This window comes from Bradyrhizobium cytisi (assembly GCF_008123515.1).
GTDB lineage: Bacteria > Pseudomonadota > Alphaproteobacteria > Rhizobiales > Xanthobacteraceae > Bradyrhizobium > Bradyrhizobium cytisi.
In genome coordinates, this window is the sequence record NZ_VSSR01000035.1 from 1 (window position 1) to 13,835 (window position 13,835).

Below are 13,835 nucleotides of genomic sequence, written 5' to 3' on the forward strand. Positions count from 1 at the left end.
CTAATGGGTGTCACCGTAATACCTAATGGGTGTCACCGTAATACCGTAATACCCGAGATTATCGTGTCTCACTTGAGGGGTGCAGTCCAGAAGCGTCCCCGTAAAGCGCAAAGTCCGCCGGCCGGAAACCGGCTCTCAGAAGATCAGATCGTGCTGCGGCGGATGGAACCCGACGGCGGCCGCCTCGTATGGGCCCGCGTCGTGCCCGACGGAGTGCAGGTCGTCCGGCAGAAGTGGCATCGGATGAGCGGCGTCGGCGAAAGCCGCATGGACGACCTCGGCGGACGATGCCGGCGTGGGGGCCGCATGGCCGGAGCCGAAGCTTTCCTTGAACCGGAACGAATCGGCCTCCGCCGCGCCCTGGATGGTCACGCTCACCGTCTGGGGCGTCCCGTCGATCGTCGTCACGGTGAAGCAGTCGGTCAGCGTATCGCAGGACCGCAGGGCCTCCACCGCCGGGTTGCCCGGATCGAGCGTGTAGGTCCAGGTGCCGTCGGCCGTCATGGTGAAGCTGCCGTAGCCGTGCTCGCTGGCCTGAGGGCACGTCGTCGCCGTGAAAGTATCGTCCGGATTGTCCACGTCCTTGTCGCTCAACGTGCCGCTGGCACTGGGCGGCGGCAGGCAGGAGTAGTTCGGTTCGGTCACGCATCCGTGGGTATCCCCGCAGATCGTCGCCGCGTCGTTGCTGCCCTCGATCGTGACGCTCACAGATTGCGCGGTCCCGTCCGCCGTCTTCACCGTGAAGCTGTCGGTGAGGCTCTGACCGACGTTGAGCGCCTGGACCGCGCAATTGCCGTTGTCGAGTGCGAAGGTCCAGTGCCCGTCGGGCGTCATGGTGAAGGTGCCGTAGCCGTTGTCGCTGGTCTCGGGACAGGCGACCGCGTCGAAGTCGTTCGAAGGTCCGTCAACGTCGACGGCGGTCAGCACGCCGCTGGCGGTCGGGACGCCGTGGTCGGCGTTGTGGACCCCGCCGGCCTCGACCACGCGTCCATGCGTGTCGCCAGAGACGACGGACGGATCGTCCGCGCCCTGGATGGTCACGGTGATCGTCTGCGGCGTGCCGCCGATCGTGGTCACGGTGAAAGTGTCCGTCGTCGTGTCGCAGGCCTTCAGCGCGAGCACGGCCGGATTGGCGTCGTCGAGCGTGTAAGTCCAGTGCCCGTCGGTCGTCATGGTGAAGGTACCGTAGCCGTGGTCGCTGGCGTGGGGTGTGCTCACCGCGGTGAACGTGTTGGCGGGATCGTCGACGTCGGCGTCGGTCAGCGTGCCGCTCGCGGTCGGCGCGGCATGGACGTCGTGACCGGCCGCAAAGGCCATGGCGGTGGCGGCAACCGATCTGGCGGTGGCGCCGGAGATCACGGACGCGTCGTCCGTCCCGTGGATGTCGATGGTGAAGCTTTGGCTCGCCGAGGCGAAGCCGTCGGAGGCGGTGATCGTGAAGTTGTCGGCGCTGGGAGCCTTCAGCGCGTTGATGGCGTCGTTGTTGGGTACGTAGGTGTAGGCGCCGGTATGGCTGTTCACGTAGAGGATTCCGAACGAGCCCGGCTTCTCGACGTCGAAGTTCGCGCCCGCCACCGTGAAGGGGCCGCCGATCCCGCCGGCGATGCCGAAGGTCGGCGCGCCGCCGGAGCCGAAGCTCGAGGCCCAGAAGCTGCCGCTGGACGCGGAGAAGTCGTCGAACACGACCGTGTCGATCTCGACCGGAGCCGAGCCGAGGTTCAGGGTCGGCACCGAATGGATCAACGGCGCATCCGGGACGAAGCTCGCCGGCACAACCAGTCCCTGAAGGGTATGCGGCGCCGTCGGCCCGTCCGGAGCTTCGAAATTGATCGGCTGCGGCGACAGATCGGCCTCGCCGGGCGGCGTGCTGGAGCCGGGCGGCCCGTGCTCCCGCGAATAGTTCGCGAGCACGTCCTGTTGCTGGGCCTGCAGGTCGCCCATCTGCGACGCGTTATTGGCGACCTGGGCGAAGCTGACCGAGGACCCTACCTTGCTCAGGACGACGGTCTGTCCGGGATCGTCGACGATGATGTGGCGCGGGACAGCCTCCTTGGTGACGAGCTCGAAGGAGCCATGCGCGAAATCCTTGTAAGTGATGCTGTCGTGATCGAACAGCGCGACGTCCGGATCGGCGCCCCACGCCTCCTTCAGCGCGGAAAGGATCAGCGCCACGAAGGAAATCCCGCCGGTCAGGGACGCGACGCCGAGCCGGCCGCCGGGCGGCGTGCGTCGTAGACCGTCGAAGACCCGTGCCGGCGACATCGCCACGTCTCGCATGTTGTTGTTCCGGATCGTGCCAATGCCGCCGCATCCGCCCGCCTTGCGCACTCGGAAATACGCCATTTCAGGGCACGCCGCGCAGCATGAACGCGGGCCCGACTGACTATTAAGTGGTAGTCCAAAGCCCGATCTGGCCCGTCTCGCGCGGCTCTGCCATCATTCGCGGGGTGCGATGATGGGGCTCTTCTCGCGAAGGGAGAAGCGGCATGGACGCGCGACGGACGATGGCGGGCCTCGCGGCCCTGTGTCTCGGCTTCCTGTGTCTCGGCATGACCGCATCCCGGAGCGCGTCGGCGCAGAACGCGCCGCCATCCGACGTCAAACCCATCGGCAAGATCGTAATGATCGTCGGCAAGGTGGCGGTCGAGCACGTCGGCGCGGCCGTCGTCCAGACCGCCCTTTCCGACGACAAGGCGGCCGTCAAGGTCGGCGACCCAGTCTACCAGGGCGACGTGGTCAAGACCGGCGCCGACGGCAAGCTCGGCATCAATTTCGCCGACGGCTCTTCGTTCAATCTGTCCAGCAACGCCAGCATGGAGATGAGCGAATTCGTCTACGACCCGGGCGCCAAATCCAACGCGAGCCTGTTCAACCTGACCAGGGGGACGGCCACCTTCGTGGCCGGTGCCGTCGCCAAGAGCGGCGACATGAAGGTCGACACTCCGGTGGCGACCATGGGCATCCGGGGCACCACGCCCCACATCGAGGTCTCCGACGACGGCACCGTCAGGTTCTCCACCCTGATCGAGGAGGGCAAGGACCGGGTGCTGGACAAGAGCGGCGTTCCGAAGCGCAGGGCGGCCGCTCCGGCGCGGGAGGGGAGGGCCGAGCGTACCCCCGGCATCTGCCGCGGATGCTGAACGCGCGCCTCGGGGCGGCGTCGATCGTGATCCTGCTGCTCGTGCCGGCCGCCGCACAGAAGCCGAACGAAGGCCAGTTCCGGAACGTCGAGCTGTGCAACGGCGCCGCCGCCCCCGACATGCGGATCATGGCCTGCTCGGCCTTCATCGAGGCGAACCAGGGCGGCCCGTCCTCCCTCGCCATCGCCTACAACAACCGCGGCGTCGCCTACGCCGAGAAGGCCGACTACGACCATGCCGCGGCCGACTTCGAAAGCGCCATCGCGGTCGATCCGGCCTTCGTCAAGGCCGTCAACAACCTCGGAGCGGCCAGACTGAGAAAGGGCGACTACGACGCCGCGATCGAGGATTTCGACCGGGCCGTCGACCTCGCTCCGACCTATGCGCGGGCCTTCGCCAACCGCGCCGAGGCCCGGCTGAAGAAGGGCGATCCGACGCGCGCGGAGCGCGACTACGCCGAAGCGGTGCGTCTCGACCCCGACCTAGAAGGGGCTTGGAGCGGCCTCTGCTGGATCCGGGCGAGTTCGACGGAGGCGCGGGACGCCATGGAGGCTTGCGACAGGGCGATCGGCACCGGCGCCCACACCTCGGCGACCTACGATTCCCGCGCGCTGGCGAACCTCAGGGCCGGACGTTTCGCGGCGGCGATCGCCGACTACGATTCCGCGCTCCGCATCGACCCGAAGCTGGCGGCCGCGCTGTACGGCCGGGGCCTGGCGAAGGCCCGCCGCGGCGACATCGCCGCCGGCGATGCCGACGTCGCGGCCGCGAAGGCCCTCCGGACCGACATCGCGGAGGAATTCGCGCGCTATGGCGTGCACTAGGTGTGGTCTGTTAGGAGGTTGTCCATCTGGTCTGAACCGAGGCACTCCACTGGACCTATGGGTACACGGATTACCGCGGCCGGCTGCGCTCGATGATCTCGGCGGCGCCCTTGTCCAGCAAATCCAGAGCGACCGCACGGCCGAGCTCGCGCGGGCGATTGGCGGGTCCTGCGCGCAAGGCTTCGATGATGGTGTTGCCGGAGAGATCGAGCACGGATGCAGCCAGCGTCATCTGATCGCCTGATATGGTCGAGAAACCCGCCACCGGCGAATTGCAGTGGCCGTTGAGCACCCAGAGCACCTCGCGCTCGGCGTCGGCAGAGGCGTGCGCTAGGGGATCGTCGATCGACGACAGAATTTTCCGCGTTTGCCAGTCCTGCGCCGCGCATTCGACCGCGACGATGCCCTGCCCCGCTGCCGGCAGCATTTCGGTCGCGGTGAATTCGTAGGCGATGCGGCTGGAAAGACCAACGCGATCGAGACCCGAGCGCGCCATGATCAACGCGTCCGCGGGTCCCACCGCGCCGCCATCCGGCAGCTTCTGCTTCTCGCCATTGTCGAGTTTTCGCACGCGCGTGTCGGCGGCGCCGCGGAAGTGGATGACTTCGATCTCGGGAAACAGCCGCCGCGCATAGGCGGCCCTGCGCACGGCGTTGGTGCCGATCTTAAAACCCTTGCCGCGCGATTGGCGCAGCGCTGCCAGCGTGACGCCGTCGCGCAGCACCAGCGCATCGCTCGCGGGATCGCGCGAGAGAGTGGCGCCGATGACGAGGCCGGGCGTGTCCTCGTTGCCCGGCATGTCCTTCAGGGAGTGCATCGCGGCCTGGAGTTCGCCCGACAGCACGGCGGCCCGGATCTGCGCCACGAAGGCACCGCCCTTGCCGCCGTGCGGCAGGAGCTTGCTGGTCTGGTCGAGATCGCCCGTCGTGTCGAACTTGACGATCTCGACATCGAGACCGGGTATGGCGGCGGTCAGGCGGCGCGCGATCTCGTCCGTCTGTGCCAGCGCCATCGCGCTCTTGCGGGTGCCGATCTTGAAACGCGTAGCCAAGCTCTTGTCCTTTCGAGACGCGCGGGTTTACCGCGCATCCTCCAATATCATATCGGAGGCCTTCTCCGCGATCATGATGATCGGCGCGTTGGTGTTCCCGGAGACGAGGTCCGGCATGATCGAACCGTCGACGACGCGCAGGCCCTCGAGCCCCCTCACCTTCAGCCGCTGGTCCACCACCGCGAGCGCATCATTGCCCATACGACAGGTCGAGGTCGGATGGTAGATCGTGCTGCCGCGCTCGCGGCAATAATCCAGAAGCTCGGCGTCCGTGGATACCTTCGCGCCGGGATCGTACTCGCTGACCACGAAGGGCTTCAGCGCCGGCGCATGCAAGATCTTTCGCAGGATCTTGAGGCCCTCGACGTTGGTGGTGCGGTCGGTCTCGGTCGACATGTAGTTGATGCGGATTTCGGGCGGCACGTTCGGGTCCGCGCTCCGGATGCGCAAGGACCCACGGCTTTCGGGCCGGAGCTGGCACACCGACGCCGTGAAGCCGGAGAAATCATGCAGCTTCTCGCCCATCTTGTCGGTCGAGAACGGCAGGAAGTGCACCTGGATATCGGGCGAAGCCAGCCGCGGATTGGTCTTGAAGAAAGCGCCCGCCGTGCCGGCCGCGATCGTCAGCCAGCCTTTCCGGAACAGCGCATAGCGCGCGCCGGCGAAGGTGCGGCGGAGCGGATGGTTGACGGTGTCGTTGAGCGTAATCTTCTGCGAGCAGCGCATCACGATGCGAACCTGCATGTGGTCCTGGAGATCGTGACCGACGCCAGCTGCGTCCAGCACGACGTCGATGCCGTGCTTGCGCAGGAGATCCGCAGGCCCGACGCCGGAGAGCTGCAGGAGCTGCGGCGTGTTGTAGGCGCCGCTCGACAGCACGACCTCCTTCCGCGCCCGTGCGCGGCGCACAGTTGCGCCTTGCCGGTATTCGACGCCGACCGCGCGGCGGCCCTCGAACAGCACACGCTGGCCGAGCGCCTCGGTCTCGACCTTGAGATTGCTGCGCGTCTTCGCAGGGCCGAGATAGGCCACCGCCGTCGAGGCGCGACGGCCGTTGCGCGTTGTGGTCTGGAACAGGCCGACGCCTTCCTGCGTGGCGCCGTTGAAATCGGGATTATAGGGCAAACCGGTCTCGACCGCGGCGTCGATGAAGGCTTTCGACAGCGGATCGGTCACGACCATGTTGGAGACCGGCAGCGGCCCGCCGCTGCCGTGATATTGATCGGCGCCGCGCGTCTGGTTCTCCGCCTTCTTGAAATAGGGCAGCACGTCATCATAACCCCAGCCGGCATTGCCGTGCTGGCGCCAGCGATAGTAGTCCTCGTGCTGGCCACGCACGTAGAGCAGGCCGTTGATCGAGCTCGATCCGCCCAGCGTTTTGCCGCGTGGCTGAAACACCTGGCGGCCCTTCAGCTCGGGCTCCGGCTCGGTCTGGTACATCCAGTTGACGGTCTTTTCCTTGAACAGCTTGCCGTAGCCGAGCGGCACGTGGATCCAGATGTTGGAATCCTTCGGGCCGGCCTCGAGCAGCAGCACGCTGTGCTTACCGTTCGCCGACAGCCGGTTGGCGAGCACACAGCCGGCAGAGCCGGCGCCGACGATGATGTAGTCGAACTCGGGATCGGACGGGGCGAGAATGGAATTTGCGTTCATGCGCTATTGTTCTTCTTGTCGGTGTGGGCGTTTCCAGTGTCGTGATTAGCACAATCATGCGCGGAGGCGCAGCGCCTCGACCAGCGACTTGAACGCACGGGCATATTCCGCTCCCGCCCTTGCGATATCGGCGCGCCCGGCGCAAGCGACCGCGGCTTCCGTCACCGCACCGAGCAGCAGCCGCGCCAGCGGCTCGACCGGCTGCCTTGCGATCAGGCCGGCCTCCATCGCCACCGCGAGTGCGCGCGGCATCTTGCCGCCAAAGTGTTTGGCATCGATCTCGCGCCAGCGCTCCCAGGCGAGCACGGCCGGACCGTCGCGCAGAATGATCTGGCCGGTCGGCCCCTTGGCGGTCACAGCAAAATAATGCTGGGTGCCGGCGACCATCGCGGCCAGCACGTCCTTCTCGGCGCGCGCGGTGCTGTCGATCTCGGCGACGAGGTCGCGCGAGACCAGGTCGAACACCGCTTCGAACAGCGCCTCCTTGGTCCTGAAGTGATGATAGACCGCGCCCTTGGCGACGCCGGCGGCTTCGGCGATCTCGTCCATCGTCGTCGCGGCAAACCCTTGCATCCCGAACAACCGGCGCGCCGCCGTCAGGATCGCCTCCGATGTCGCGGCCCGCCGCTCCGCCTGCTTCGCCATCAGCCCCGTCTAGTCCAATTCGGCGGATCCCACCAGTTGACTTTTCGACCAAGGGTCGGTATTTACCGACCGTCAGTCGGTTTATAGCCCCGAGGTGCTGCCAATGCCGAGCCGTGAGATTGTCGAAGCCTTTGCAAAGCGGTTGGAGGATGGCGATTTTGTCGGAGCGATCCTCGATTACTACTCTCCGGACGCCGCGACGTATGAAAACCAGACCGAACCCATGGTCGGTCGCGACAAGCTCGCGGCCAAAGAGCGCGGCGTGCTGGCGGCCTTCAAGGAAGTCAAGGCGGTGCGGATCGGGCCGAGCCTGATCGAAGGCAATAATGTCGCCTCACGCTGGAAGTTCAGCTTCACCAATGCCGAAGGTGTGACGCGGACACTCGACGAAATCGCGTGGCAGACCTGGCGGGGCGACCAGCTGATCGAGGAGCGGTTCTATTACGATCCGAAGCAGATGGGACGATGAACGGGCGCCCTCAAGGCCGAGCTGCTAACGTCAAACCGCATCCGCCCGCAGCAGCGTATCCACGGTGATGGTTCCCCGCGCGCGCGAAACGCAGGCGCAGATCTTCTGGTTGCTTTGCTTCTGGTGATCACTGAAGAAGACGTCGCGATGGTCGATCTCGCCGTCGACCTCGACGACGTCGATGGCGCAGAGGCCGCATTCGCCGCGCTTGCAGTCGGCTATCACCTCAAAGCCGCTGGCGTTGAGGACATCAAGCATCGAGCGCTCGCGCGGGATTTCGAGCTCGACACCGGAGCCCTTCAGGCGCACGCGGAACGTCTCTGTCGGCAGCGTGCCGCTGGAGCCGAACGTCTCGTAGCGGAGATCGGGAAGCGGATGCCCGGCGCCGATCCAGGCGTGGCGGGCGGCATCGAGCATGCGCATCGGGCCGCAGAACAGCGTCAGCGTGCCCTTCGGCAGTGCGGCGAACAGGCTGTCGAGATCGAGCCGCTTGCCTTCATCGCTGGCATGGACGACCAGGCGGTCGCCGAGCAGGCTTGAGAGCTCGTCGAGATAGGCGGCGTCAGCGCGCCCGCGCACGGCGTAGTGCAGCGTGACAGCGGCGCCGCGGCGCGCCAGCGCCTGTGCGGCACTGATGATCGGGGTGATGCCGATGCCGCCGGCGATCAGGCAATAGTTTTGGCGCGTCCAATCGACCGCGAGCAGCGACGACGGCCGCGTAATGTCGAGCCGTGCGCCCGGCGCGAGCTGCCACATGTAGCGTGAGCCGCCGCGGGAATCCTCCGCGCGGCGCACCGCGATCCTGAAGCCTTGCGGCGAGGCTTCACCGACCAGCGAATAGGACCGTGTCTCGGGCTGGCCGTCGATGGTGACGCTGACATTGATGTGGCTGCCGACCGGATAGGCGCTGCCATCGAACTGGTCGGGCCGAATCAGGAATTCGCGGATGGCGGGCGCAAGATCGCGGGTCGAGACGAGCGTGGCGGGAATCCAGGTTTCGACGAAGCGCATGGTGCCCTCAATCGGTTGCGGTCATGATCCGCGCCAGCGCCGGCAGCAAATCGAGATGGGTGCGGTTGCGCAGCGCGAGCCTTAAGTTGCGCACCGCGAGCCGGGCGTGCTCGCGCATCACGGCTTCGGCACGCGCACCCTCGCGGTTCTCGATCGCGTCGATCACGACGCGGTGGTGCTCCTGCCCGATGATCAGGATCTGCTGCGCCTCGGGCAGTGCCGACTGCGCCATCACGAAGGCGCTCGGCGAGGCGAACGGCAGCGCCGAGGCGCGGTCGATCTGCCGGATCAGCGGCGGGCTGCGCGATAATTCGGTGAGCAGCGCGTGGAAGCGCGCGTTCAGCGCGACATAGGACGAGAACGCTTCGATCGAGATCGGCACTTGCCGCAGCAGCTCGTCGATCGCGGCGAGGCACTCCTTGAGCGGCTCGAGCTCGCGCGCGGAGACGCCGCGCTCGGCGGCAAAGCGCGCGGCGAGGCCTTCCAGCGTGCCGCGCAGCTCGATGGAATCGGAGATGTCGCGCTCGGAGAACGCTTTCACCATGAAGCCGCCGGAGGGGATCGCCTCCAGCAGGCCTTCCTCCTCCAGCCGCACCAGCGCCATGCGCACCGGCGTGCGCGAGGCGCCGGTGGTCTCCACCGCCTGCAGCTCGGAGATGCGCTCGCCGGGACGTAAAGTCCCCGACAGGATCTGGTCGCGCAACGCGAGCTGCGCCTTCACGGTCTGCGAGACGGAGCGGTCGACCTCACGTTCGGCCATGATCTACTCCGCGGCCTGGAGCTGCTGCGGCGGGTTCTCCTTCGCGAGCATCCTGTCGATCAGCTTGCGCATCCACATCGCGCCGGCGTCGATATTGAGATTGTAGAAGATGCGGTCCGGGTTCTCGTCCATGGCGCGCTGCTGCGCCTCCAGGATCAGCTCGTCCTCGTGGAAGATGCCGGAGACGCCGTCGCGGATTTCGGTGGTGATGCGCTGCTCGCCGATCTGATAGTTGCGCACGAACGCCCAGAAATAGTGGCAGGTCTTCTCGGTCTCGGGCGTGATGGTGTTGAGCACGAAACCGTTGACGCCCTGCGAGCGGTCGCCTTCCGGCGCGCCGGTGCCGGCCGGCGCCACGCCGACGTCGATGGCGATGGTGCACGGGGCCTCGAAGCGGATGATCTGCCAGCGGTCGACGAGGCCGGACTTGCCGAGCTGTTTGGCCCAGAACGGCGGCGCCTCGATGCCGCGCATCCAGCGCGTCACCGTCACCGTCTTCTCGCCATGGGTGACGTCGAACGGCGCTTCGGCGACCGCGTCATTGCCGATGGAGGAGCCGTGCACAAACGTCTCGTGGGTGAGGTCCATGAGATTGTCGAGCACGAGGCGGTAGTCGCAATTGACGCGGATGGTCTTGCCGTCGCCGGCCCAGGCCGGATCGTGATTCCAGTGCATGTCGGGCACCAGCGCGGGATCGGCGAGCGCTGGATCGCCCATCCAGAGCCAGACGTAGCGGTGACGCTCGACGACGGGATAGGCGCGCACGCAGGCAGACGGGTTGATGGTCTCCTGCGAGGGCATGAAGGTGCAGCGGCCCTGCGCGTTGTATTTCAGGCCGTGATAGCCGCAGACGACGGTGTCGCCTTCGAGCCGGCCCTTGGACAGCGGCACCAGCCTGTGCCAGCAGGCATCCTCCAGCGCGGTCACCGCGCCGTCGGCCTTGCGGTACATCACGACGTGCTTGCCGCAGATCGTCCGCGGCAACAGCGCCGGCTTGACGTCGGCGTCCCAGGCGGCGGCGTACCAGGCGTTCATGGGGAAGGGTTTTGTCATTGGGCGATCTCCCAAGGCTTATGTATGCGCTATGTATACAATAACTGGGAGGCGGAATGATTCAAGGCCTAAATTGCTGTATTATAATACCGGACTATGATGCTGTGTATACAGGATTAAACTCCGCTGTCATTCCCCGCGAAGGCGGGGAATCCAGTACTCCGCGGCGGTCGTTGATTCATCAAATCGGCGCCGCGGAGTACTGGATCACCCGCTTTCGCGGGTGATGACATCATCTGGGGGGTAACGATAGCGGCGCTCGGCTCGGTCCCTACGCCCCGAACACCTTCTTCAGCCCGGCCTGCGCCTCTTCCTGAATCCGCTTGAGGTGCTCGGTGCTGCGAAAACTTTCTGCGTAGATCTTGTAGACGTCCTCCGTCCCCGACGGCCGCGCGGCGAACCAACCGTAGTCGGTCTCGACCTTGATGCCGCCGAAGGGCTGGCCGTTGCCGGGCGCCTTGCTGAGCGTGGCGCGGACCGAATCGCCGGCGAGGTCCTTCAGTCCAAGTTGCTCGGGCGTGACGGATTTCAAAATGTTCTTCTGCGGCGCGGTCGCTGCGACGTCGATGCGGGCGTAATGGGGCACGCCGAGCTCGGCAGTGAGATCGCCAAAGAGCTGGCTCGGATCGCGGCCGGTCTTGGCCATGATCTCGGCTGCGAGCAGGCCGAGGATGATGCCGTCCTTGTCGGTGGTCCACACCGTGCCGTCGCGGCGCAGGAACGAGGCCCCAGCGCTCTCCTCGCCGCCAAAGCCGAAGCCGCCCGTGAGGAGCCCGTCGACGAACCATTTGAAGCCGACCGGCGTCTCCACCAGCTTGCGGTCGAGCTTCTTGGCGACGCGGTCGATGATCGAGCTCGACACCACGGTCTTGCCGATCGCAGCGCTGCCGCCCCAGTTCGGGCGATGCGCGAACAGATAGGAGATCGCGGTCGCCAGATAATGGTTCGGATTCATCAGGCCGCCGGTGCGCGTCACGATGCCGTGGCGATCGGCGTCGGTGTCGTTGGCAAACGCAACGTCGAACCGGTCGCGCATCGCGATCAGGCTCGCCATCGCATAAGGCGAGGAGCAGTCCATGCGGATCTTGCCGTCCCAGTCGACGGTCATGAAACGGAAGGCCGGATCGATCGCCTCGTTCACGACACTGGCCCTGAGGCCATAGCGCGCGATGATCGGATGCCAGTAATGTACGGCAGCGCCGCCGAGCGGGTCGATGCCGATATTGATGCCGGCGGATTTGACCAGCTCGAGATCGACGACATTGCCGAGATCGGCAACATACGGGGTAATGTAGTCGTAGGCGTGAACGGTCGACGATTTCAGCGCCCTGGCATAGTCGATGCGCTTCACGCTCCTGAGGCCGTCGGCGAGATAGGCGTTGGCGCGCTTCTCGACGACACCGGTGACATCCGTGTCAGCCGGCCCGCCATGCGGCGGATTGTATTTGTAGCCGCCATCCTCCGGCGGATTGTGCGAGGGCGTGACGACAACGCCATCGGCCAGACCCGACGTGCGGCCCTTGTTGTAGGTCAGGATCGCGTGCGAGATGACAGGCGTCGGCGTGTAGCCGCCGTCCTTGTCGATCATCACCTCGACGCCGTTGGCCGCGAACACTTCGACGGCGCTGACGAGCGCCGGCTCGGCCAGCGCATGGGTGTCGATGCCGATGAAGAGCGGCCCGGTCAGCCCCTTTTCTTTTCTGTAGTCACAAATGGCCTGCGTGGTCGCGAGGATGTGACCTTCGTTGAAGGAGCTCTTCAGCGAGGTGCCGCGATGGCCGGAGGTGCCAAACGCCACCCGCTGCGCCGGGTCCGCCGCGTCCGGCTTGCCCGCGAAATAGGCCGTCACGAGCCGCGGAATGTTGGCGAGCGCGTCCGGCGAGACCACTTTGCCCGCCGCGGGATCAACATCAGCCACTGGAAATATCCTCGTCCTGTCGTACAGAGATTGCGCCACACCATAGCATCGGCCGGCCCCGCGCCAAGGGCACAACACGCGCGGTGGGCGGCTGTTCCGGAGATCGTGCTATGGTCTTCTTTTGATCTGGTCTTTTTTCGAGTCGGCACATGGTGCTGTTTCACAGGCTCTTATTTCTGCTGATTGGCTCGCTCGCGATGGGCTTTGCGCCAGCGCGGGCCGCGGAATTCTACACCGAGGACCTCCGCATCCCGATGACGGAAGCCGGGCCGCAGGGACTGGAGGCGTTTCTGGTCCGCCCGGCCGGGACCAAGCGCTATCCGCTCGCGCTGCTCAGCCACGGCACGCCGCGCAGCTTTGGCGATCGCGCGACCATGACGGCGCACGCATATTACGGCATCGCGCTCGAATATGCCCGGCGCGGTTTCGCCGCGCTGATCGTGATGCGGCGCGGCTACGGCACCTCGCCCGGCGGCCGGGCCGACAGCGCCGGCGGCTGCGCCAATGCCGCCTATTTGCCGGCGGCAGCCGTTGCGATCGCGGATTTGCGCGCGGCGATCGACGCGATGGCGCGCAGGTCCGACGTCACCACGATAGGCATGATCGCGGCCGGCCATTCCGCCGGCGGGCTCGCCACCGTCGCGCTGACGGCGCAGCCGCCGCCCGGCCTCGTCGCCGCGATCAGCTTTGCCGGCGGCCGCGGCTCGCGCGACGATGACGAAGACGTCTGCAACGAGGATGGGCTGGTGCAGGCCTTCGCCAGCTTCGGCAAGTCCTCACGGGTGCCGATGCTGTGGGTCTACGCGACCAACGATCTGTACTTCGGCCCTGACCTGGCGCGCCGCCTCTATGCCGCCTTTCGCGCCGGCGGCGGCAGCGCGAAATTCGTCACGGCACCGCCTTACGGCGACGACGGCCACTATCTCTATTCCGTGGCCGGCCGCCCGCAATGGACGCCTTATCTCGACGCCTTCCTGCACGAGCGCGGGCTCGCCCACGACATGCTGAGCCCGCCCGATCCGCTGCCGCCGCCGGGCCATTTCAGTGACGCGGCGAAAGCCGAGTTTGCGCGCTATCTCGCCAGCACCATGCCGCACAAGGCCTTTGCGGTATCGCCCAATGGCGGTTACGGCTGGCGCTCGGGGCGCAACACCGTGGACGATGCGCAACGCGATTCGCTTGCGGCCTGCATGAAATGGTCGCCGACCTGCACGCTCTATGCGGTCGACGACCAGCTGGCGGGGACGACACGACAAATCACCACGGATCAAAGCGCCCGCATACGGTAGGGGCGCGGGCGATCAGATCTTT

At 66.3% G+C, this 13,835-nt stretch carries 12 protein-coding genes; 4 read left to right on the plus strand and 8 right to left on the minus strand.

What is annotated here, in order from left to right; translation table 11 throughout:
• Positions 1-135: 135 nt before the first annotated feature.
• Complete coding sequence (locus tag FXB38_RS21885; RefSeq protein WP_246230029.1) at positions 136-2,343, minus strand: VCBS domain-containing protein; 2,208 nt, start codon at positions 2,341-2,343, stop codon at positions 136-138.
• A 143-nt stretch (positions 2,344-2,486) separates the two neighbouring features.
• Between FXB38_RS21885 and FXB38_RS21890 the strand changes: the two genes are divergently transcribed.
• Complete coding sequence (locus tag FXB38_RS21890; RefSeq protein WP_148753051.1) at positions 2,487-3,140, plus strand: FecR family protein; 654 nt, start codon at positions 2,487-2,489, stop codon at positions 3,138-3,140.
• Complete coding sequence (locus FXB38_RS21895) at positions 3,134-3,964, plus strand: tetratricopeptide repeat protein (protein WP_148753052.1); 831 nt, start codon at positions 3,134-3,136, stop codon at positions 3,962-3,964. The genes FXB38_RS21890 and FXB38_RS21895 overlap by 7 nt, the downstream gene beginning before the upstream one ends.
• A 70-nt stretch (positions 3,965-4,034) precedes the next feature.
• On the opposite strand, the gene hemC is transcribed toward FXB38_RS21895, so the two are convergent.
• From hemC to FXB38_RS21910, 3 genes are read right to left on the minus strand one after another with little or no spacing between them, the layout of a single operon-like run.
• Positions 4,035-5,015 (minus strand): hydroxymethylbilane synthase, encoded by a 981-nt coding sequence (gene hemC, locus FXB38_RS21900; RefSeq protein ID WP_148753053.1) that lies wholly within the window; start codon positions 5,013-5,015, stop codon positions 4,035-4,037.
• A 27-nt stretch (positions 5,016-5,042) separates the two neighbouring features.
• Positions 5,043-6,668: a GMC family oxidoreductase gene (locus tag FXB38_RS21905; protein WP_148753054.1), complete on the minus strand. Its 1,626-nt coding sequence runs from the start codon at positions 6,666-6,668 to the stop codon at positions 5,043-5,045.
• Between the two features lie 54 nt (positions 6,669-6,722).
• Entirely contained in the window at positions 6,723-7,313 is a 591-nt protein-coding gene (locus FXB38_RS21910; protein ID WP_148753055.1) for a TetR/AcrR family transcriptional regulator, read from the minus strand.
• A 103-nt stretch (positions 7,314-7,416) separates the two neighbouring features.
• On the opposite strand from FXB38_RS21910, the gene FXB38_RS21915 reads away from it, so the two are divergent.
• A complete protein-coding gene (locus FXB38_RS21915) occupies positions 7,417-7,782 on the plus strand; it encodes a nuclear transport factor 2 family protein (protein WP_148753056.1) in 366 nt (121 codons plus the stop codon).
• Between the two features lie 30 nt (positions 7,783-7,812).
• Here FXB38_RS21915 and FXB38_RS21920 read toward each other — a convergent pair whose 3' ends face one another.
• The 4 genes from FXB38_RS21920 to pgm all read right to left on the minus strand — a co-directional run bounded on the left by FXB38_RS21920 (position 7,813) and on the right by pgm (position 12,524).
• The gene (locus FXB38_RS21920) at positions 7,813-8,793 is read right to left on the minus strand and encodes a PDR/VanB family oxidoreductase (protein ID WP_148753057.1); all 981 of its coding nucleotides are present in this window, start codon (positions 8,791-8,793) and stop codon (positions 7,813-7,815) included.
• A gap of 7 nt (positions 8,794-8,800) precedes the next feature.
• Positions 8,801-9,553: a GntR family transcriptional regulator gene (locus FXB38_RS21925; RefSeq protein WP_148753058.1), complete on the minus strand. Its 753-nt coding sequence runs from the start codon at positions 9,551-9,553 to the stop codon at positions 8,801-8,803.
• A gap of 3 nt (positions 9,554-9,556) precedes the next feature.
• Positions 9,557-10,606, minus strand: a complete 1,050-nt coding sequence (locus FXB38_RS21930) for an aromatic ring-hydroxylating dioxygenase subunit alpha (RefSeq protein WP_148753059.1) — start codon at positions 10,604-10,606, stop codon at positions 9,557-9,559.
• Between the two features lie 271 nt (positions 10,607-10,877).
• The gene (gene pgm, locus FXB38_RS21935; protein ID WP_148753060.1) at positions 10,878-12,524 is read right to left on the minus strand and encodes a phosphoglucomutase (alpha-D-glucose-1,6-bisphosphate-dependent); all 1,647 of its coding nucleotides are present in this window, start codon (positions 12,522-12,524) and stop codon (positions 10,878-10,880) included.
• 149 nt (positions 12,525-12,673) lie between these two features.
• Here pgm and FXB38_RS21940 point away from each other — a divergent pair, with 149 nt between their 5' ends.
• Positions 12,674-13,813 (plus strand): alpha/beta hydrolase family protein, encoded by a 1,140-nt coding sequence (locus FXB38_RS21940; protein ID WP_148753061.1) that lies wholly within the window; start codon positions 12,674-12,676, stop codon positions 13,811-13,813.
• The last annotated feature ends 22 nt before the right edge of the window (positions 13,814-13,835 follow it).

Coding starts and splice junctions, on each gene's coding strand:
- FXB38_RS21885 (WP_246230029.1), bottom strand. CDS start 2,343: ATGGCGTATTTCCGAGTGCGCAAGGCGGGCGGATGCGGCGGCATTGGC.
- FXB38_RS21890 (WP_148753051.1), top strand. CDS start 2,487: ATGGACGCGCGACGGACGATGGCGGGCCTCGCGGCCCTGTGTCTCGGC.
- FXB38_RS21895 (WP_148753052.1), top strand. CDS start 3,134: ATGCTGAACGCGCGCCTCGGGGCGGCGTCGATCGTGATCCTGCTGCTC.
- FXB38_RS21905 (WP_148753054.1), bottom strand. CDS start 6,668: ATGAACGCAAATTCCATTCTCGCCCCGTCCGATCCCGAGTTCGACTAC.
- FXB38_RS21910 (WP_148753055.1), bottom strand. CDS start 7,313: ATGGCGAAGCAGGCGGAGCGGCGGGCCGCGACATCGGAGGCGATCCTG.
- FXB38_RS21915 (WP_148753056.1), top strand. CDS start 7,417: ATGCCGAGCCGTGAGATTGTCGAAGCCTTTGCAAAGCGGTTGGAGGAT.
- FXB38_RS21920 (WP_148753057.1), bottom strand. CDS start 8,793: ATGCGCTTCGTCGAAACCTGGATTCCCGCCACGCTCGTCTCGACCCGC.
- FXB38_RS21925 (WP_148753058.1), bottom strand. CDS start 9,553: ATGGCCGAACGTGAGGTCGACCGCTCCGTCTCGCAGACCGTGAAGGCG.
- FXB38_RS21930 (WP_148753059.1), bottom strand. CDS start 10,606: ATGACAAAACCCTTCCCCATGAACGCCTGGTACGCCGCCGCCTGGGAC.
- FXB38_RS21940 (WP_148753061.1), top strand. CDS start 12,674: ATGGTGCTGTTTCACAGGCTCTTATTTCTGCTGATTGGCTCGCTCGCG.